The following is a 19,178-nucleotide window of genomic DNA, read 5'->3' as shown; positions in this document are numbered from 1 at the left end:
AGTGCTCCTTAAATGTGGTTGCGGATCAGCGTGTCTAAATTGAAACACGTACGACGACTCTGCTGATGGCTTAAGGGCTCTTGGCCACGGGTCTTTTGTTTATCAGTAAACCAGACAGTGCCAGCCGCCTTTTGTGAGCTGCAATTTAAGAAGCCGTCGGAGCAGCTATCGAGCCAGTTTTGGGTGGTTTCGAGCGCGACTTGGTATTGATAACCCGCGCAGTAACTGTCGCTGTCCCAAATGGCGGAATCAACATCTGAGCCCACCACGACTTCGAAGGGTTTACCCAGCGATGGGCGACCCGCTGTGCCATTAAGCCAAGCGTTGTTGTAGTTTGCCATCCAACCGACTTGCTGTTGTTTCACCGCATTGCTGCCATAGCCTAAGAGCCAGCCTAAGCTGGTTTCGAACACATTACCTTGGTTCACCGCATCGGCCAGCGGCGTACCAGCACTGGAAGGCGCGATGGCGATAACCTTTGAGGTGGCGTTGATCACTGCAGGATAACGGCTATCCCACGTAGGGTTAGATAAAATCCACCGCACTACGTTGCCACCATTGGAGTGGGTCAGCAGAATTAAGTCGTCGATATTTTTGGCTTGGATAAAGCTATTGAGCTGCGTGGCCAGACAACCTGCGGCGCTTTCTTCCCACATATATTGGTCAAAGTCGCAGTTGATCACTGTGTAATTGTTTGGCACTGGGATGCCTTGGCGCACTGAGTTAACAAATTCGGGCGTCCAGTAATCGGCTAAGGCATTGGTCTGGTGACCCGTACCATGGATAAAGGCGACTCCGGTTGCGGCTAACGTGACTGGGCTGACAGCGAACAGACCCAAGAGCATGAGGGCTTTTTTGATCTTCATGGCTATATCTCGTGTTGTTGGTCTTGTTGATTGTGGCCGCCAGTCCGTTGCGACAGTTTAGGGCAAATCGGTTAATGCTAAGGATTTGCCGTAAATAAGCTTGAAATCGGCTGGCATGGCTCGGTTTATAGGCGCTTAAGCGCGGGTTACTCACTTTGGGTAAAACATGACTTAAGGCCTGAATACGACGGGATAGCGTGAATGCGCTAGTTTACGTTGGCATCAAATGTGATTGCCGTAACTTAGCCATTATCAACAGGACTTAACTCAAGCTTATTAACCTAGACGCAACATTTTAAGCTGGCAAGTAAAACAATCATTATAAAATGCAATCGCAGGGTCGCATTTTGAACGGTTCGTTTTAATGTCAAACTAAAGGTTGGTAACCTGATGATAAGCAATACCTAATAAACTAAATTGTGCTTTATCGTGTTTGAAATATCGATTTGCTTACACAAAAGAATTTTCTGTGACACCCGCGTAGTGTTTGAGTTAATCAGTTTATCATTCTGTATATAAAGGTTTTTTGTGACAAATAATTCAAACTCGCCCATTTACTCTGGGATATGGGTATCACTTTAGTGCATTTAAAGACTAAACCGATTAGGCTGAGCTGAGGTAAAGTGGGATAAACGGGATAAGAACCAACATTGCCGAGATGATATTCTTCTTATCTTAATCAGTCATCTGAGCCATGGATTGACTGGGAGTAGAAAAAGTAGCGCGATATGGGCAGGTTTAATCTAAATAGACAACAAACACGGGAGAATAAGTTTGGCGATAGAACATAATAAGATGGTGAGTTGCTTAAGTGGACTGCAATGTCGCACTAATTTCACCATAAAAAACATTACAGAATACATGCTCCCAGAAACCAAAGAGGCTTTCTATTTACACCTCGACGGTAAATCACCAAACTTGATTATTCGTCCCGCATTCGAAGTCTTTTCCGGCGAACTTGCCACTATTGCAGGCGTGCATGCCAAATACGACTATTTCCACAATGCTGAGATGACACGTTTCCCCAAACGTTTACATAAGAGTTTGACCGAAACCCACTATGGCCTTGCCTTTAGTTTTGACACGGTTGAAGCCGTACAGCAATTCATTACCCGTTTGAGTGCGATAGTGAAAGGCGCATAAGCTTTTACTGTATAAATCTTTAATAGAAGGCCGCTTAATTTTTCGATTGAACGGTACTCAAATTTTAGCCTTGCAGTGCTAGGGTTAAATTCCTCAATATCAATGAAAATGAGGAATTTAACTGCTGCCTTTTTACGCGGCTTTTCAGTATATTCATCAATAGATGAATTTTGCTGGAGCTTGCCATGTCGCTTATTCCCGGTCGCCCAAAGGGGGTTGTGCCATTTACCGCCCAAACTGAATCACAGCCGCAGACTCCTGGTCGTCCGAAAGGGGATTCCGATGCCCGCCAACGCTTAATTATCGCAGCCCTAAGTCTCTTCAGTCATCGCAGTTATCCCAGCGTTTCTACCCGTGAAATTGCCCGCGAAGCCGAGGTTGATGCCGCGCTTATTCGTTATTATTTTGGTTCAAAAGCGGGCCTGTTCGAACAAATGGTGCGGGAAACCCTTGAACCCGTATTAGCGCGTTTTCGCGAAATATCCGCCGCGGATGCCCCTAATAACTTGGGTGAACTTATGCAGACATATTATCGCGTTATGGCACCCAACCTGGGATTGCCACGGTTGATTATACGGGTGTTACAGGAAGGCGATGGCTCAGAACCCTATCGCATTATGTTGTCTGTTTTTGAGCAAATTTTATCCCTCTCGCGGCAATGGCTCGAATCCACATTAGTCAATGCGGGGCTATTGAAGGAGGGATTAGATCCCGATTTAGTACGCCTCAGTTTCGTGAGTCTGATGGTTTTTCCGCTTATTGCGCCTCCGGTGTTAATGCGTCAGTTCGGCTTTTTTAGCGCCGATGCTGATGGTTTACAGCGTTTAGCGCTGCACAATATGCAGGTTTTTACCCAAGGTGTACTGCGTGAACCGAGGAAGTCGTAATGAGTGTGAATTTTAAGATTCTGACGCACGTGAGTGTGGGTTGTGTGATCTTGCTATTAGTCGGTTGCACTGAAGCGCCGCCTAGAGTGCTTGGCACTGTTGAGCGGGACAGGCTGACGCTTACTGCGCCCGTAGGTGAGTTGATTACTCAAGTGAATGTGGTTGAAGGTCAACAGGTTAAGGCGGGTGAGGTGTTAATTCAGCTCGATACAACCTCTGCTAATGCGCGCCTCGCCCTGCGCCAAGCCGAGCTTGAACAGGCTAAAGCTAAACTTTCTGAGGCGGTCACAGGTGCGCGTTTAGAGGATATAGAACGCGCCAAGGCCGTGCTCGACGGGGCGAATGCCAGTGTGAAAGAGGCTCAGCGAGCCTTTGAACGAACAAACCGTTTATTTGTCACTAAAGTACTTAGCCAAGCGGATTTAGATACGGCCCGTGCGGCGCGGGATACCAGTTTAGCCAAGCAAGCTGAGGCGCAGCAAAGCCTGCGACTACTAGAAAATGGCACCCGTAGTGAGCAGCTTGAACAAGCCAAAGCCGCGGTGGCTGCAGCTCGCGCCAGTGTAGCCATCGAACAAAAAGCCTTAGCAGACTTGAGCTTGGTAGCGGCGCGTGATGCCGTTGTCGATACGTTGCCTTGGCGAGTCGGCGATCGCATTGCCGCAGGCACTCAGTTGATTGGTTTACTGGCGAGCGAGGATCCCTATGTACGGGTTTACCTGCCCGCGACTTGGTTAGACAGAGTGAAGGCGGGCGATAGCGTCAATATTCTTGTGGATGGCCGCGAGATACCGATTGCTGGCACTGTGCGCAATATTCGCAGTCAACCTGCTTACACGCCATTTTATGCGCTAAATGAACGTGATCGAGCGCGGCTGATGTATTTGACCGATATCACGATTTCCGCCACAGATCAGGACCTACCTACTGGCATGGCATTAGAAGTTGAACTCGATGTGCTGCAACTCGATGTGCTGCAAGGAGTGCAGCAAAAAGTGGAGCAGCCATGAAAAGCGCTGATTTTGCTATCGAGACCCAAGGGATGACCCGCGCCTTTGGTGGTGTTAATGCGGTGGAAAACCTCGACCTCGCCATTCCCAAGGGCACAATTTATGGGTTTCTCGGCCCCAATGGCTGCGGAAAATCGACTTCAATTCGTATGTTGACTGGGTTACTGAGTCCCACATCGGGGAATATCCGCGTATTGGGTGAAACCTTACCCGGCGCCGAGGAAAAACTGCGCCGTCGCATTGGCTACATGACGCAAAAATTCTCCCTGTACGACAATCTTTCGGTGCGGGAAAACTTAGAGTTTGTCGCGCAAATTTATGGCCTTAACCGCCGAGCATCAAAGCTGCGAATAGCCGAGTTAGTCACGCTATACGATTTAGTCGGCCGCGAGAAACAAATGGCGGGCTCCATGAGTGGCGGCCAGAAACAGCGTTTGGCCTTAGCGGCAGCAACCTTACATCACCCCGAATTGTTGTTTCTCGATGAGCCGACATCGGCGGTCGATCCTGAAAATCGACGCGAGTTTTGGGAGCGCTTATTCGATCTCTGTGCCCAAGGCACTACGATACTTGTGTCGACTCACTATATGGATGAGGCCGAGCGTTGCCATGGTCTTGCGATTTTAGAGCGGGGGATGAAACGCGCCGACGGTTCGCCCCAGCAACTGATGGCGGCGATGGGGGCTCGGGTGGTTGAGATCTCAGGGGATGACTTACGCACTTTAAAACAATCACTGATCAGCGAGTCTGCGGTATTGTCGGCGGCGCAAATCGGCAGTCGTTTACGGGTGTTAGTGCGCAGCGATATTGAAGATCCGCTCGCTTGGCTTAAACCAAGAGTTGCCAGCCGGACGATGGAAGAAGTGCGCGCTAGCCTTGAGGATGTGTTTGTCACTTGCACCGGCGAGCGCTTGGCTGGGGTTTCCAAGGGAGAGACTGACCATGTGGCGTAGGATTTTTGCGATTGTGGTCAAAGAGCTGCGGCAGTTGTCGCGGGATCGTATGACCTTTGGCATGATAATCATGATCCCGTTAGTGCAACTGATGTTGTTTGGTTATGCGATCAATACCGATGCTCGCCATCTGCCTGCTGGGTTAGTTAATTTGAGTGATTCTGCCTACAGTCGCGCACTGGTTAAGGCGGTGGAAGCAACGCAGGTAGTAGATTTTAAGCAGCGATATTTAAGTGCCGCCGAGGCTGAGGCGGCGATCACTCGCGGCGAAGTCAAAGCCGTGCTGTATTTGCCCGCTGATCTCGATGAGCGCTTAGTGCGTCACCCAAGCTTTGTGGGTCAGCAATATTTAGCCCAGTCCTATATCGCACAACCCGCTGGCCAATGGCTGGTGGATGGTTCGGATACGGTTGTCGCTTCAACTATTCGTAGCCTAAGGCAAATGCCACTGGATGAAGTCGCAGGAAGAGCACTAAAAACGGCGATGCCGAGTTTTGAAGTGGTGCAATATTTCAACCCAGAACAACGTTCTGTGGTCAATATCGTGCCCGGCCTGTTGGGGGTGATTTTGACTATGACCATGGTGATGTTTACTTCCGCCGCCATAGTGCGTGAGCGCGAGCAGGGCAATATGGAGTTTTTGATCACTACGCCTGTGCGGCCACTGGAGTTGATGCTGGGTAAAATCGTGCCCTATGTGATGGTTGGCTTTGTGCAAGTGACCATTATCCTGAGCGCAGGGCATCTGTTGTTCGATGTGCCCATTCGCGGCGGGCTTGATTCTATCGCCCTTGCCGCTATGTTGTTCATTTGCGCCAGTTTAACCTTAGGATTAGTGATTTCGACCATAGCGAAAACCCAGTTGCAATCGATGCAGATGACGGTATTTATCCTCCTGCCATCGATTCTCTTGTCGGGATTTATGTTCCCCTACGAAGCCATGCCCATCGCGGCGCAGTGGATTGCCGAAGCCTTACCCGCAACCCATTTTATGCGCATGTCACGGGCCATAGTGCTGCGCGATGCCCAAGTGATGGATCTGCAATTTGATGCCCTGTGGATGATAGGTTTTACTTGTATTGGGTTATTGATTGCCAGTATGAGATTTTCGAAGCGCTTGGATTAACCCTGTACTGAGTTTCATCATCAAGGGCAAAGTGCCGAGTTTTGATATAGCGCAAATTATCAGTAAACAGTCGCGCTAAGCCATTGAAATCGATGTTGCTTAATTAGGATATCCCTTACACTGCCGCTAGGGCGATTGCCGCCATCATGCTTAGCGAAGGGAATTCATTATGCCTCCAATCATTTGTCATAGCGCGCTCGATGCGGTTGCTTTTATTCAAAGCGGCGAGACGCTGTGGACTCATTCCATGGGCGCCACTCCGCGCATTTTATTAGATGCGTTGGCGCAGCATGCACTCACCAAAGAAAATCTCACCCTGTTACAGTTACATACTGAAGGCGCCGAATCCTTAAGCCATCCCAGTTTACAGGGGCATTTACGCCATCGATGTTTTTTCGGTGGGCTGCCAACGCGGGCATTACTGCAAAGTGGTGACGCGGATTATGTGCCGATTTTCCTGTCTGAAGTGCCTAAGTTATTTCGTTCCGGCGAGCAAAAAATTGATACCGCAATTATCCAAGTGTCGCCACCCGATAAGCATGGCATGTGTTCCTTAGGCATTTCGGTTGAAGCAACGCTCGCAGCTTGCCAAGTCGCGGGTAAGATCATCGCTCATATTAATCCACAAATGCCGCGCACCCATGGTGACAGCTTTATCCATATCGACCGTTTTGCCGCTGTGTATGAGCAGAGCGCGGCGTTGCCCATTCATTCCTTCGCGACGGGGGATGCGGTGAGTTTGGCGATCGGTAAAAATGTTGCCCAATTGGTGCGTAATGGCGATTGTTTACAAATGGGTATAGGAGCGATCCCCGATGCCGTGCTGTCTTGCTTAACCGAACATAAAGACTTAGGCGTCCACACTGAGCTATTTTCTGATGGTATATTGCAACTGGTTGAAAAGGGCGTGATTAACAACAGCAAGAAGCGTTTTTATCCGGGGAAACTCGTCACAGGTTTTGCCCTGGGGAGTCAAAAGTTATACGACTATGTTGATGATAATCCTGCGGTTATTTTTATGGATATAGAGCAAGTCAACGACACGTCCATTATCCGTAAAAACCCTAATGTGATGGCGATTAACTCGGCGCTGCAGGTCGACCTTTCTGGCCAAGTGTGCGCCGATTCGATTGGCACTAAAATCTATTCCGGCGTCGGTGGCCAGATGGATTTTATCCGCGGCGCAGGGTTATCCGAAGGTGGTCGTTCTGTGATTGCGCTGCCCAGCACTGCCGCGGGGGGAACGCTTTCTCGCATTGCAAGCGTGTTATCACCTGGCGCAGGGGTTGTTACCACTCGGGCCCATGTGCATTATATTGTGACCGAATATGGCGCAGCTAATCTACGCGGCCGTTCACTGCGCGAACGGGCACAAGCGCTGATCGCCATCGCTCACCCAGATTTTAGGGAACAATTAAGTCGTGATGCCTTTGATGTGTGGGGATTAAATCTATAGACTTGTAAATCATGGTGTTATGGCTTGCTGCTGAGTTTGCAGTGGTGCAAGCTCGTTTAAGCGTAAAGGGTTGGTTTTAATACGTCGTTTAATAGCGGTAAAGAGTCATTCGTCTGTCCCGATATGGTATAAACTCTTGGCGGTTTTGACCGACAGACTTATAAAGAAAGGAGTCAATGATTTAAATGGATGAGATTGAATTAAAAGCATATTTAACAGAGAGGGTGTTATCTTTTTGTACACGCTGGAACAGTATCGAAAATACCCTCTATACCGAAAGAACTGCCGAAGAAGATAAGCTACGGCAGGAATTGCCAGTGGCTGAATTCCATTATGCGAAGCAAACCGATTGGTTTGCTTTACTGAATGAGCAAATAGCGCCGTTATTTGACGATTTTTGCACCGATAAGCCCCGTGTTTACGGCGGAAAAGTGCGTAATTCCTTCGGGTTTCCTTCAAAATTTAATGGTTGCGATCATCCTCTTGAAGTGCAAATTACTTTAAAAAATAAAAGCAGAGCCGAAATCTATATTAAAACCAACACTAACTTCGAAGATGAGTATTTGTTTATTGCTCTTAAAAAAGCCGATGAATGGCGTATCGATAGCTATAAAAATCGTCGCTATGGCAATGAGAAATGGAGCGTACAAATCCTTTAATTCAGCTTAATCTCAATGCTTGACGTCAGTAAAAAATGACTAAAGCATTGAGTTTAGTAACGTCGGTTTAATTTAAGTGACGCACTGAGGCACAAAAAATATTGTGTAAATGGAACATTTTTATGCCATTAGATAATGCTCTTATTGCTCGAATCAAAGCCGAGATATTGCGGTTTACAACGGTTGAGGTTGAGCAATTTTTATTAGCTCATCCAGATAAAACCTTTTATGCCTTTGCTTTTGACACCCATGCCGAATACGCAGAATTAAATCTTTGTTTTAATACCGAGGCAGATTTTCAGCAGCGATTGACCTATTACCAGTCTGGGGAATGGGCTGCGTCATACCAAAGCCCTGAGGCCATCCAAGAACTTAAATTCAATACAGGTGACTGGGAGTATCAATGTTTTAGTACATGTTATGTGCTTTCAGAGGATGAGTTGCAGACGATTCAACAGAGCTTACCCGAGGATGACTTTAGTGAGTGGGAGGAGATAGTGCGGCAAATACGCGCAGTGTTTAACGAATGCCTAGTGCAGTTTACCCAAACTGAAGTCTATCAAGCGATTCCTAAAACCGATGGTTTTATGGCCTTTAGTATCGACCATGATGAAGATGTTGCTGATATGCTGGCTGATAGATTTTTATAAAAATTGATTTTAAACACTTTAAAATCATTAACATCCACGTTAATTAGTAGGCCCTGATTTCCAATTGCTCGATTATCTTGTTGCCTTGCTCAAGCCCTACATGGTTAACAATCATCGCTTTAATTAGCTCAACATAGGTTGGCTGGATATTGACGTTATCATCGAAAAGGGCTTCATCCGCTTCAGTGATAAGGGCCGCAATTTCATTAAAGCTGCCGTATTTGGGCTGTTATGAGGATTTCCCCATGCACTCTGCTAACAGTTTGACGAAAAAGTCGCTGCCTTTGCGTTCGCAAAAAGCGATGTTACGTTCTGGGATGGTTTCGGGATCGTTGTAGTTAGCAAGGGCTAACTCCATGCTGGCTTCGCGGATGATGTGCAGGGTTGGGTAGGGCGCGCGGTTGGTGAAGTTGGCTGCCCCGTCCTGTGGTTCACCATCGAAACAATAGTCTGGGTGAAAGGTGGCGAGTTGGTAAGTGCCTTCGTACTCGTGTTCGATAAGCGTATCGGTTGCCATGTCGATGAGGTCGAGATAAGCATAAAACCCCTCAAAACCACGGGGTAGAATAAACAGTGTGGTTTCGGCTTCGGGGTGGGCGTCGAGGTATTGGCATTCTTCGATCAATGCCTTGAGTACGAGTTTGACTTTAGTTTGTTCCACCACCAGATACCGAATACTGCCGCGCTCGACTTCTTGTCTGGCAAAGGGGCAAATATTGTATTTCATGATCACTTTTTTCACCCAGTCGTCGGTTTGTTGAGTGATCATGTCAATTTCGTTCATGGCGGTCGTTTGCTCGTGCTTAAAAATTAGGGGGCGATCATAGGGATGATAGACGCCACAAGCAAGAGCGCCATGCTGATATTAAAAATCTTCTGTTGGCGCTCATTTTTCAAAATGCGTTTAAGGGCTACGCCAAAGCCTAGCCAGACGATAGCGCAGGGAAATGCGATGCACAAAAATACCGTTGCAATAGTGATGACCTGCGGGGTCAAATCCTGCTGTACTGACGTGAACGTCGCAATCGCGCCCACGGCCATGATCCAGCCCTTAGGGTTGACCCATTGAAAGGCCGCGGCTTGGATAAAACTGAAGGGTTTAGCAATGGCTTTACCTTCCATCTTGCTACTGCTGTTGGCAATCAACCAAGACAGATACAAAAGGTAACCTATGCCGACGACTTTAATCACTTGATGGATGATAGGATAGCTTTGGAATAGGGCGCTTAAGCCCAAACCTATCGCGAGGATCATGGTCGGGAAGCCAAGGCTTATTCCCATAAGATGCGGAATACTGCGTTTTACGCCAAAGTTTACCCCTGAGGTCATCAGCATAATATTGTTAGGCCCTGGGGTGATCCCAGATGAAAAGGCAAACAACGCGATAGCGAGTATTAACTCCATAGATAGATCCACACCTTTTATTTTAGTTTTATGGCATTGTGATTATTTGCCGCATTGAGCCTGCGATTTACTCATCGGACGGTACGCAATACTGTGTTGCTATTATTTATAATTGCGACATTTGATTGCAACGCAGGCGAGGCATTCTAGCGATTAAATGTTGCCGCGCCTATACGACATAGCGAGTTTATAAACTAAAAAGAATAACAAAATATGTACATGCCTCGATGGGATTAATGACGGTGAGAATAGGGCTAGCGCAGTTTGATGGTTTTCTGTGTTAGTACGAATATCAAGATATATTGGAATATGCTGATTTAACACTATGATGGATATCAGCTTTCAGTTTTAGTAATAGCAACTATCCTTAGACAGCATTTTATAGATTGAGGTAACAGGGCATGATGAATCCATCATTACATAGTGAGCTAAGTGGAGTGCTAAATCGACAGTTCAGTCGAGTTCCTTGCTGGGTTCCCGACCGAGTGTTAAGTCGGTATTTGAGAGTGTTAATACTGCTTTTTAGCAGCGTTTTAGGTCTTACTGGGTGCGTAACTGTGACGGATAACGCGGCGCAGCCTTTGCGAACCACAATCGTAATGTCTGGCGATCTCAGTGAATTACCGTCAACGGCAATGACATTCACTTGGCATCCTAAATTTCAAAAAATCATCACAGATAAACGCTTAGATCCGCAGCCAGTGTTGCAACACATGCAAGCCGTATTAAAGCAAACTTTGCAGAGTAAGGGATATCGCTGGGTCGAAGATCCACTACTGGCGGATTTTCAGGTTGGCTTTGGCGTCGCTATGGGAACTGAAATGAGCGATGAACAAATTTTGGCAGTGACAGGGTTAGTCGCTGGGCTGTCAACCGACGGTGTGAATACCCAAAAGTATGACAAAGGTACCGTGGTGATAGCGCTCTTTAAACCCACTAAAATACAGGGCGTTGATGAGCCAATTTGGCGAGTGCTTGCCCAAGGTTTTGGTAACATTAAAAAGATGGATGAGCTAACCGAAAATTTCGACAGTCTCATTGCCAGTATGTTGGCCAATATGCCGTCGGTTAATGTGGCTCTTTAGTCAGTGTTTGAGCTTTAGTTCAGTTCTAAGTGAATTGAGTCAGTATTTTGGTTGGAGCATTCGCCAGATAAACGGGATTAGTGCTTAATTGAGGTGTCTTGGTCCCATGTTTGTAGTGCTAGCTCCCATTTTTGAACTGTGGGACATGGTACTTTAGTGACAGCCATCTCAATAAAGGGCGCGACAGTGAAAACTGCCGCGCTTTTTCATTTTAATGGAGGGAAGTTCCATTTTGATTTCAGATTGTTTCAGTCGTGCTCGACTGTGATCTCGTAGGATGAAAACTTACGAATGTTAATCACGCCCGTATCAAACATCAAATACTGCCCCTTGATCCCCTGCAAAATTCCGCTGACGACTACATCTTTATCGAAATTGTGCGAAGTGATCTTCTTCGGAAAGGTGTCAATTGGATAATGAATTGGCTGAATCGTTTCGTGCAAACGCTCGATACTGTAATCGCCTTTTTGCATGCCGATTTCGTGCAACTTAGCCTCAATTTGTGGGATCAGTTCCGCAGCCTTAGCATTTAAATCAATATCGTCGGCATGGCCTTTTAACATGGCTTGCCAATGGGTTTTATCATTAACCAGTTTTGCCAATTCTACTTCGACTAAGCCTGAGAGCTGTCTTGTTGAGACTTTAAAAATCGGTAAACCTTGGGTAGCACCTTGGTCAATCCAACGGGTGGGCAGTTGAGTGTGGCGGGTAATGCCGACTTTAACGCCCGAAGTATTCGACAGATATACATAATGCGGCACAAAACAGTGGCTCTGGGCCCACTCTGGTTCGCGGCAAGTGCCTTGGTCGTAATGACAAGTTTCCGGCTTCATGATGCACATATCGCAACTCGCCAGCTTTTGCATACAGACAAAACAATGGCCCTGCGAGTAACTCTTCTTGCTCTTTTTACCGCAGTTGCAGCAGAAGATATTGCCCGTGTGGGTCAAAGTTAATTGCTTGCCTATCAATGGATTGAGCGGGAGTAACTCATCACCAACAACGAGTTGATATTGCACTTGTTGCGCGTCATCTAACTGCACGCGCATCTTTTTTAGCGTTCCTAACATGGTCATCCTAATGTGTTGCGTTCTGGTGCAGCTTAGTCGCTCATCATGCGTTCTAGTGCACGCTTTCGTTATATCGTCATTGCGTGACCGTCAGTATACAAGATTATCCAAGCCAGTTTAGATAGGATTTTTCGATAAGTAAGTCGATAAGTGAGTCGATTGACTGAGTGCACCTAAACCTCTTTTGTTTTATTTAACCATTTGTACACTAAGGCAATAATACCGAAAGTAAGCAAGACTACTGGTAAGTAAATGATTACGCTCATAAATTGTGTTTGGTATTTTGTTGCTAATTGGGTATGGCTAATGAGATACCCAAAACCAACAACGGAAAAAATCCACACCATTGAGCTGATGAAGTTAATGAGTAAAAAACGACGGGAAGAAATACCCGTTGCACCTAAAATATAGGGGTAAACGGTACGAACAAAAGGAATATAACGTGCGAGTAGCAGGGTTATCACTCCATAGTTATCAATTAGGTGGGTCGCTTTTTCCTGATGTTTGATATCAATATTCGACAGCAGTTTTTGGTAAATTTGGGTATGCCCTAAAAATCGACCCTGTAAATAACCTATAGCTGTACCTGTAAAGGTTGCTAGAACCAATAACGGCATAATACCGATATGAAGAATATCTTGATAAATCAGCACTCCAGTGAGAAAGAGTAGGCTATCTCCGGGTAAAAATGCGGTGGGAATAAAGCCATTTTCTAACACTAAAAAGCCACAAATTAATGCGCTGACCATGAGGGCGATTTTAGGATTGGCTAAAACCGCCAGATCATTGTGTATCATGGCTTGGGCCAGTTCGTATAACTGCTCCATACGTACTACTCCCTAAAATAATTGATAAAACATAAAGATGGAAAAGCTCGAAAGCGGCAATTTTGAACCTGAGCTATGGTGTTTCGTGGGTTATTCTACCAAGGGAGCATGAATCGAAAGGCAGTTACAACATTAAATTTTGTTGGTGTTAGTGTGTTTATGATTCAGTAATCGGGTTTTGTGGGCTTTTTATAGTAAAAATATTAAGCATTATTATAGGGTTAATAAATTTCGAATGATGGCATCAACTTACAAACCCACTTGCCAGATTCCTATGCGCATTCCAACTATCCAGTATTGATTGCACTGGCTTAACTTAATTTGAACACCTTGCCGCGAATATCGGTTTTTAAACATTCTTTTAAGCGCTCTTAAAGTGCTGTTTGAAAGTGCCATTGCGAGTGCACTCTCTAAATGTATTGGTGTGCTAAGTGTTAGCTTGCCGTAAAAGTTAATGGCATTAACGGCTTAATCTATCGAGCACGAGATCATCCCCAAGAGCATAGAGGGATTCAACTAATTGATCTTCTTGGGCTAGATCTGTGAGTCCAAGGCCAATGGTTGCCCGAAACAAAGCTATACCTGTGTGGCCTGCGGTTTCATATTGACTACTAAACTGCTCGATATTGATGCCAATTGCATTGATTTTATTGGATATATCGAGCACAAGTCCGGGTCTGTCATAGGCCACTAGGTTGTAACTTAAGCGTTTGATGGGCTTAAGGGCGACCGAGGTTTTGGAGTAGGTGAGGGACAGGCTATCGATGCATTCTAGGGCCTCAATGAGCTCATCCATGCGCAGTGACGGCACTTCGAGTAACAATATCGCGGCAAAGACACCGTCAATATGGCGTAATTCTGAGTCGAGCCAGTTGCCGCCATGACGACTCACAGCATGGGCGATTTGTTCTACTAATCCTTTTCTATCAGGTGCTTGTAGTGTGATTAAGTATCGTAGCATAGTGACTGACTCCTATTTTTTGTAAAAGGCACCTGTTTTAAAATGGGGTGTAACACAACTGTCATCTTTGCGTCATATAATCCAACGCACTTAGAATAAAGGATGTTGTTATTGCTCAGTTTACGTTCAAACAGTGTAAGCATAGCACTCGGCAAATCCTAGCGAAAAAACTCGCTAGCTATTAATAATAGAGGTTCTTAATGGAAAGTCAGGTCACTCAACCTGGTTCTGCATCGCACAGTATGCTTAAAGGCGGACGCTCGAATCGCAGGGCATTTAAGGATAAAGCGGCGCAAATCAGCGTCACTATCGGCGGCACTATGGTATTTGTCGCCTTATTGTTGATCTTCTTTTATCTGTTGTATGTGATTAAACCCATTTTCGACAGTGCTGATGTCATACCCGTTAAGAGTGTGAGTTATCAACACGCGGATGTGCCGACCTTAATGGTGGGTGCTGAAGAGCAAAATGAGGTGATGTACCGTGTGAGCGTTCATGGTCAAGTGGACTTCTATACTGTTGCCGACGGTAGCTTACTTTCTAGCTTTACCCCGACGTTACCAGCGGGTGTTACAGTCACCAGCGCCGCCGTTGCTGTACCGAGCGAACAACGTTTTGCGCTGGGATTAAGTAATGGTCAGGTCTTAGTGGCGGGCCTAGAGTTTGGTTTAACGTACCCCAATAACAAACGTTTAATCACACCTAAACTGCGTTATCCCGCAGGTGAAACCCCCATAACAGTCGATGAGACGGGCAGCGCGATTCATAAGCTGACCTTCACTTATAGCTCAGACAAAATGAGTTTTGCTTATCAAGATGAAAGTGGTGTTTGGCGCCTCACTCGTCTCGAAGGGCAAGAGAACATGATGACTGAAGAAGTGGAGTGGGTTTCTACGACGTCACAAATTCAAGATGCGCCGAAGAAAGTCTCCCACGAGCTGATGACGCCCGATCAACGTCAATTGATGTTGCAAACTGGCAATAAAATTTTCGTGTACGACATCCGTGATACTGACAGCTTAGATCTGCTGCAGGTGATTGATGTTGAACGTGCTAAGGCACAAGTCAATAACGTGGCTTTGCTGGCGGGAGCGAGTTCATTACTGGTCAGTTATGACACAGGTATTGTGGCGCAGTACTTCCAAGTTAATGGTGAAAAAGGGCGTTTATATCAAGAGATTCGTCAGTTTGATGACTTACCGCCCATCAGCTCGATTACCTCTGAGTTTTATCGTAAGAGTTTCGCGACAGTGAGCCCTGAGGGTGAGCTAACACTACTCTATACCACGAGTCATCGTGAACTGTTTGATGCAAAGTTTGACCTTAAAAATCCCGGTAAAATGGGCTTTACCCCACGCTCAAACGGCATAGTCGTTGAGGCGGACAAAAAGCTGCATATCTTCAGTGTGGAAAACTCCCACCCAGAAGTGTCATGGAGCGCCATGTGGGACAAGGTGTGGTATGAAGGTTATCCAGAGCCACAATATGTATGGCAATCGACCTCAGGTTCTGATGATTTTGAAGCTAAGTTGAGCTTAATGCCATTGGCCTACGGCACAATGAAAGCGGCATTTTATGCCATGTTATTTGCCGTGCCTTTATCCGTTGCTGGTGCGATTTACACGGCTTACTTTATGTCGCCTAAGGTGCGCGGTTTCGTGAAACCGACCATTGAAATCATGGAAGCATTACCAACGGTGATTTTAGGCTTCTTGGCGGGTCTGTGGTTAGCGCCACTGATTGAAGAGCATCTCCCCGGCATTTTAATTCTACTGATCTTATTGCCGACCTCGATACTCACGTCTGCCTATGGCTGGAGCAGGTTGCCGGGTAAGTGGAAACAACGTTTACCCGAAGTGTACCAAGAGCTGATGTTGATCCCTGTGGTCTGTTTCGTGGGGTGGTTCTCTTTTGCGGTCAGCCCAATCATCGAAGTGGCGCTGTTTGATGGTAATACCCGTCAATTCATCACTAACGAACTGGGGATCACCTTCGACCAACGTAACGCGCTGGTGGTCGGTATTGCCATGGGCTTTGCGGTGATCCCAACGATTTTCTCCATCGCTGAAGATGCCATTTTCTCTGTACCACGTCATTTATCTAACGGCAGCTTAGCCTTAGGTGCGACGCCTTGGCAGACATTGACACGCGTGGTGTTGTTAACCGCCAGTCCGGGAATTTTCTCGGCCATTATGATGGGCCTTGGCCGCGCCGTTGGCGAGACCATGATCGTACTGATGGCCACCGGTAACACCGCCATCATGGAATGGAGCGTGTTCGAAGGGATGCGAACCTTGGCGGCAAACATTGCGGTTGAAATGCCTGAATCGGCTATCGGTAGCTCGCATTATCGTGTGCTCTTCCTTGCTGCGTTCGTACTATTCATCTTTACATTCTTCTTTAACACCATTGCAGAAGTGGTGAGACAGCGTCTACGTGAACGCTATAGCTCGCTGTAACGGGGATAAGACAATGACATTAAATACTATTTCGCCAGTGACCTTGAGAGGTTTGTGCAATGGGTAAGTGGGTAAAATCAGGCTCGCCATGGATATGGATGACGGGCGGTGCTGTGAGCATCAGTTTGATTGCCGTCTTAGGCTTATTATTGTTAATCGCATGGCGTGGCTTAAGTTACTTTTGGCCTGCAACCGTTTACCAGTGGGAGCTTGAAGATAACACGGGTGTACGTTCGACCTTAATTGGTGAGGTTTACGATAGGGAAGAAGTACCGACTGAGCGTTTGATTGCTGCTGGCCATGTGTTTAAGCAACATCCGGGCGAGTTTGTGACCCGTTACTTAGTGAAAACCGGTAACCGTGAATTTGTGGGTTTGGATTTCCGCTGGATATTAGGTACGGACATTGTTAGTCGTTCTGTGCCAAGCGAGGTCGCACTGATCGAGCGGGCTAAAAACGGTAACTTCTACGGTTATCCGATAGCCGTGATTGAAAATGGCAAGCGTCTTGATTTAGTGAATGATGCGATTGAATCTTCCTTAATGGAGCATATCGAACGCGCTGTTGCCTTATCGGATAAAGCGGTTGATTTGCAGAAGCAAGATATTGGCTCGATTAACTACGCCATTGAAAAATTGCGTTTGCAGGAGCGTCGTTTCGAGCTGGATGGGGAACTGACCGACAGTATTAAAGCTGAGTTGGTCGCCAAGAGAGCTCAACTGCAAGAAGATTACTTAGTGCTTGAAAAAGCGTTATTTGCCCTGCGTGATGATGCGGCGCGTGACTCGGTTATCGTCCGAGATATGCGTGGCGAAGAAGTTGAACTGAAGCTTGATACCGTTCTCGATGTGACCTATGTGAATCACTTAGGACTCATAGGAAAAATTGGTAAGTGGTTTGTCGGTATTGGACGCTTTATGAGTGACGATCCGCGTGAAGCCAACACTGAGGGGGGCGTGTTCCCCGCGATTTTCGGCACTGTATTTATGGTGATGTTGATGGCGGTTATCGTGACGCCATTTGGCGTGGTCGCGGCGGTTTATCTACATGAATATGCTAAGAAAGGCCCTATTACTAAGATGATCCGTATTGCGGTAATCAACTTAGCGGGTGTGCCCTCGATTGTGTATGGTGTATTCGGTTTAGGTTTCTTCGTGTACATGATGGGCGGTTCCATCGACCAATTGTTTTACGCTGAAGCTTTGCCTGCTCCTACCTTTGGTTCGCCAGGGGTGATTTGGTCTGCATTAACCCTCGCGATTTTGACGCTGCCAGTGGTTATTGTGTCGACTGAAGAAGGGTTAAGTCGTATTCCAAGCGCGGTGCGTCAAGGTAGTTTGGCACTGGGCGCGACTAAGGCTGAAACCCTGTGGCGGATTGTGATCCCGATGGCGAGCCCAGCGATCATGACGGGTTTGATTTTAGCGGTCGCTCGTGCTGCCGGTGAAGTGGCACCGCTGATGTTGGTAGGTGTCGTTAAATTAGCGCCAACATTACCACTGGACTTTAACTTCCCGTTTGTGCATTTAGAACGTAAGTTCATGCACTTAGGGTTCCATATATATGATGTGGGCTTCCAGAGTCCTAACGTTGAAGCGGCACGTCCTCTGGTGTATGCGACCTCTTTCTTGCTGGTGTCTGTGATTGTGGCACTCAACTTGACGGCCATTAGCGTGCGTAACCACTTACGTGAAAAATATCGTTCGCTTGAGCACTAATCAGCGATTATCCTGAAAGTATTAGGACTAAATATGATTTCTATAGATTCGACAGCAATGAAAACCAATAACTTTGATTTAGCTAACTTAAGCCAGAACGACACCGCGCTGGAGATCCGTAACTTAGATTTGCGCTATGGCGATAAGCAAGCGCTGTTTAATGTATCGATGAAGATCCCCAAGAAGCAAGTCACTGCCTTTATCGGCCCCAGTGGTTGTGGTAAATCGACACTATTGCGCTGTATTAACCGCATGAATGACTTAGTTGATAATTGTCATATTGGCGGCGAGATCTTGCTGCACGGCCAGAATATTTACGACAAGAAAATCGACGTCGCGGCTCTGCGCCGTAATGTCGGTATGGTGTTCCAACGCCCAAATCCTTTCCCTAAGTCGATTTACGAAAACGTTGTTTATGGCTTGAGATTGCAAGGGCTGAATAACCGTCGTGAACTCGACGAAGCGGCTGAGCGTTCATTGCGCGGCGCGGCGATTTGGGACGAAGTGAAAGACAGATTGCACGATAACGCCTTTGGTTTGTCTGGCGGTCAACAGCAACGTCTGGTGATTGCCCGTGCGATAGCAATTGAGCCAGAAGTGCTATTACTCGACGAACCCACATCGGCACTCGATCCGATTTCGACGCTGACGATTGAAGAGTTAATCACTGAGCTTAAGACGAAATACACTGTGGTTATCGTGACTCACAACATGCAACAGGCGGCGCGGGTATCGGATCAAACGGCCTTTATGTATATGGGTGAATTAGTTGAATATGCTGATACTAATACAATTTTCACTACGCCGAAAAAACGTAAGACTGAAGATTACATCACAGGACGTTACGGTTAATCGCTTGAGTATCGGATAAGGCCACCACGGCTTGGTATGGGTCAACAGTTAA

The 19,178-nt window shown here is 46.7% G+C and carries 18 protein-coding genes; 12 read left to right on the top strand and 6 right to left on the bottom strand.

From position 1 onward, the window contains the following. Nucleotides 1–8 precede the first annotated feature (8 nt). Nucleotides 9–866 (bottom strand): hypothetical protein, encoded by an 858-nt coding sequence (locus L5L91_RS02115; RefSeq protein ID WP_028760548.1) that lies wholly within the window; start codon nucleotides 864–866, stop codon nucleotides 9–11. 795 nt (nucleotides 867–1,661) lie between these two features. On the opposite strand from L5L91_RS02115, the gene L5L91_RS02110 reads away from it, so the two are divergent. The 8 genes from L5L91_RS02110 (at nucleotide 1,662) to L5L91_RS02075 (ending at nucleotide 8,750) form a co-directional block, all read left to right on the top strand. Next, complete coding sequence (locus L5L91_RS02110) at nucleotides 1,662–2,009, top strand: hypothetical protein (protein ID WP_113938914.1); 348 nt, start codon at nucleotides 1,662–1,664, stop codon at nucleotides 2,007–2,009. Between the two features lie 185 nt (nucleotides 2,010–2,194). Continuing rightward, on the top strand, nucleotides 2,195–2,896 hold the full coding sequence (locus tag L5L91_RS02105) for a TetR/AcrR family transcriptional regulator (protein WP_131525685.1): 702 nt from the start codon (nucleotides 2,195–2,197) through the stop codon (nucleotides 2,894–2,896). After that, entirely contained in the window at nucleotides 2,896–3,906 is a 1,011-nt protein-coding gene (locus tag L5L91_RS02100; RefSeq protein WP_263235569.1) for an HlyD family secretion protein, read from the top strand. Before L5L91_RS02105 ends, L5L91_RS02100 begins: the two co-directional genes overlap by 1 nt. Further along, complete coding sequence (locus L5L91_RS02095; protein ID WP_263191411.1) at nucleotides 3,903–4,859, top strand: ATP-binding cassette domain-containing protein; 957 nt, start codon at nucleotides 3,903–3,905, stop codon at nucleotides 4,857–4,859. The genes L5L91_RS02100 and L5L91_RS02095 overlap by 4 nt, the downstream gene beginning before the upstream one ends. Further along, nucleotides 4,849–5,985 carry an ABC transporter permease gene (locus L5L91_RS02090; RefSeq protein WP_263191413.1) on the top strand — a complete coding sequence of 379 codons (1,137 nt, stop codon included), beginning with the start codon at nucleotides 4,849–4,851 and terminating at the stop codon, nucleotides 5,983–5,985. Before L5L91_RS02095 ends, L5L91_RS02090 begins: the two co-directional genes overlap by 11 nt. Before the next feature lie 169 nt (nucleotides 5,986–6,154). Further along, a complete protein-coding gene (locus L5L91_RS02085) occupies nucleotides 6,155–7,441 on the top strand; it encodes an acetyl-CoA hydrolase/transferase family protein (RefSeq protein WP_263191415.1) in 1,287 nt (428 codons plus the stop codon). A 185-nt stretch (nucleotides 7,442–7,626) separates the two neighbouring features. Further along, complete coding sequence (locus L5L91_RS02080; RefSeq protein WP_168823102.1) at nucleotides 7,627–8,100, top strand: NTF2 fold immunity protein; 474 nt, start codon at nucleotides 7,627–7,629, stop codon at nucleotides 8,098–8,100. 122 nt (nucleotides 8,101–8,222) lie between these two features. After that, nucleotides 8,223–8,750, top strand: coding sequence for a DUF4303 domain-containing protein (locus L5L91_RS02075; protein WP_263235567.1), 528 nt, complete (start codon nucleotides 8,223–8,225; stop codon nucleotides 8,748–8,750). A 229-nt stretch (nucleotides 8,751–8,979) separates the two neighbouring features. Here L5L91_RS02075 and L5L91_RS02070 read toward each other — a convergent pair whose 3' ends face one another. Further along, nucleotides 8,980–9,534 (bottom strand): DUF1415 domain-containing protein, encoded by a 555-nt coding sequence (locus tag L5L91_RS02070; protein WP_028760539.1) that lies wholly within the window; start codon nucleotides 9,532–9,534, stop codon nucleotides 8,980–8,982. A 26-nt stretch (nucleotides 9,535–9,560) separates the two neighbouring features. After that, nucleotides 9,561–10,154, bottom strand: a complete 594-nt coding sequence (locus tag L5L91_RS02065) for a LysE family translocator (RefSeq protein ID WP_173497129.1) — start codon at nucleotides 10,152–10,154, stop codon at nucleotides 9,561–9,563. A 401-nt stretch (nucleotides 10,155–10,555) separates the two neighbouring features. On the opposite strand from L5L91_RS02065, the gene L5L91_RS02060 reads away from it, so the two are divergent. After that, nucleotides 10,556–11,239, top strand: coding sequence for a DUF4136 domain-containing protein (locus tag L5L91_RS02060; RefSeq protein WP_131525695.1), 684 nt, complete (start codon nucleotides 10,556–10,558; stop codon nucleotides 11,237–11,239). Between the two features lie 248 nt (nucleotides 11,240–11,487). Here the strand turns inward: L5L91_RS02060 and L5L91_RS02055 are convergent, their stop codons facing one another. The 3 genes from L5L91_RS02055 to L5L91_RS02045 form a co-directional block, all read right to left on the bottom strand. Continuing rightward, complete coding sequence (locus tag L5L91_RS02055; RefSeq protein WP_105249677.1) at nucleotides 11,488–12,309, bottom strand: DUF2797 domain-containing protein; 822 nt, start codon at nucleotides 12,307–12,309, stop codon at nucleotides 11,488–11,490. Nucleotides 12,310–12,482: 173 nt separating this feature from the next. Then, complete coding sequence (locus tag L5L91_RS02050; protein WP_263235565.1) at nucleotides 12,483–13,136, bottom strand: DedA family protein; 654 nt, start codon at nucleotides 13,134–13,136, stop codon at nucleotides 12,483–12,485. Nucleotides 13,137–13,596: 460 nt separating this feature from the next. Beyond that, on the bottom strand, nucleotides 13,597–14,097 hold the full coding sequence (locus L5L91_RS02045) for a glycine cleavage system protein R (RefSeq protein ID WP_028760534.1): 501 nt from the start codon (nucleotides 14,095–14,097) through the stop codon (nucleotides 13,597–13,599). A 200-nt stretch (nucleotides 14,098–14,297) separates the two neighbouring features. Between L5L91_RS02045 and L5L91_RS02040 the strand changes: the two genes are divergently transcribed. The 3 genes from L5L91_RS02040 to pstB are packed head-to-tail and all read left to right on the top strand — an operon-like array spanning nucleotide 14,298 to nucleotide 19,126. After that, nucleotides 14,298–16,556 (top strand): ABC transporter permease subunit, encoded by a 2,259-nt coding sequence (locus tag L5L91_RS02040; RefSeq protein WP_263235564.1) that lies wholly within the window; start codon nucleotides 14,298–14,300, stop codon nucleotides 16,554–16,556. 59 nt (nucleotides 16,557–16,615) lie between these two features. Next, a complete protein-coding gene (gene pstA / locus L5L91_RS02035) occupies nucleotides 16,616–18,274 on the top strand; it encodes a phosphate ABC transporter permease PstA (protein ID WP_028760532.1) in 1,659 nt (552 codons plus the stop codon). Between the two features lie 33 nt (nucleotides 18,275–18,307). Beyond that, nucleotides 18,308–19,126 (top strand): phosphate ABC transporter ATP-binding protein PstB, encoded by an 819-nt coding sequence (gene pstB, locus L5L91_RS02030; RefSeq protein ID WP_028760531.1) that lies wholly within the window; start codon nucleotides 18,308–18,310, stop codon nucleotides 19,124–19,126. Nucleotides 19,127–19,178: the final 52 nt, after the last annotated feature.

The sequence above is a fragment of the Shewanella sp. SM55 genome, assembly GCF_025654025.1.
Taxonomy (GTDB): domain Bacteria; phylum Pseudomonadota; class Gammaproteobacteria; order Enterobacterales; family Shewanellaceae; genus Shewanella; species Shewanella oncorhynchi.
Note: the sequence above shows the minus strand (reverse complement) of the source record. Positions and strands in the feature narration are given on the sequence as shown.

Excerpts from the sequence above, each read along its gene's own strand:
- L5L91_RS02115 (WP_028760548.1), bottom strand. The coding sequence starts at position 866 with ATGAAGATCAAAAAAGCCCTCATGCTCTTGGGTCTGTTCGCTGTCAGC.
- L5L91_RS02075 (WP_263235567.1), top strand. The coding sequence starts at position 8,223 with ATGCCATTAGATAATGCTCTTATTGCTCGAATCAAAGCCGAGATATTG.
- L5L91_RS02050 (WP_263235565.1), bottom strand. The coding sequence starts at position 13,136 with ATGGAGCAGTTATACGAACTGGCCCAAGCCATGATACACAATGATCTG.
- L5L91_RS02085 (WP_263191415.1), top strand. The coding sequence starts at position 6,155 with ATGCCTCCAATCATTTGTCATAGCGCGCTCGATGCGGTTGCTTTTATT.
- pstA (WP_028760532.1), top strand. The coding sequence starts at position 16,616 with ATGGGTAAGTGGGTAAAATCAGGCTCGCCATGGATATGGATGACGGGC.
- L5L91_RS02045 (WP_028760534.1), bottom strand. The coding sequence starts at position 14,097 with ATGCTACGATACTTAATCACACTACAAGCACCTGATAGAAAAGGATTA.
- L5L91_RS02070 (WP_028760539.1), bottom strand. The coding sequence starts at position 9,534 with ATGAACGAAATTGACATGATCACTCAACAAACCGACGACTGGGTGAAA.
- pstB (WP_028760531.1), top strand. The coding sequence starts at position 18,308 with ATGATTTCTATAGATTCGACAGCAATGAAAACCAATAACTTTGATTTA.
- L5L91_RS02080 (WP_168823102.1), top strand. The coding sequence starts at position 7,627 with ATGGATGAGATTGAATTAAAAGCATATTTAACAGAGAGGGTGTTATCT.
- L5L91_RS02100 (WP_263235569.1), top strand. The coding sequence starts at position 2,896 with ATGAGTGTGAATTTTAAGATTCTGACGCACGTGAGTGTGGGTTGTGTG.
- L5L91_RS02110 (WP_113938914.1), top strand. The coding sequence starts at position 1,662 with ATGGTGAGTTGCTTAAGTGGACTGCAATGTCGCACTAATTTCACCATA.
- L5L91_RS02105 (WP_131525685.1), top strand. The coding sequence starts at position 2,195 with ATGTCGCTTATTCCCGGTCGCCCAAAGGGGGTTGTGCCATTTACCGCC.
- L5L91_RS02090 (WP_263191413.1), top strand. The coding sequence starts at position 4,849 with ATGTGGCGTAGGATTTTTGCGATTGTGGTCAAAGAGCTGCGGCAGTTG.
- L5L91_RS02065 (WP_173497129.1), bottom strand. The coding sequence starts at position 10,154 with ATGGAGTTAATACTCGCTATCGCGTTGTTTGCCTTTTCATCTGGGATC.
- L5L91_RS02055 (WP_105249677.1), bottom strand. The coding sequence starts at position 12,309 with ATGTTAGGAACGCTAAAAAAGATGCGCGTGCAGTTAGATGACGCGCAA.
- L5L91_RS02060 (WP_131525695.1), top strand. The coding sequence starts at position 10,556 with ATGATGAATCCATCATTACATAGTGAGCTAAGTGGAGTGCTAAATCGA.
- L5L91_RS02095 (WP_263191411.1), top strand. The coding sequence starts at position 3,903 with ATGAAAAGCGCTGATTTTGCTATCGAGACCCAAGGGATGACCCGCGCC.
- L5L91_RS02040 (WP_263235564.1), top strand. The coding sequence starts at position 14,298 with ATGGAAAGTCAGGTCACTCAACCTGGTTCTGCATCGCACAGTATGCTT.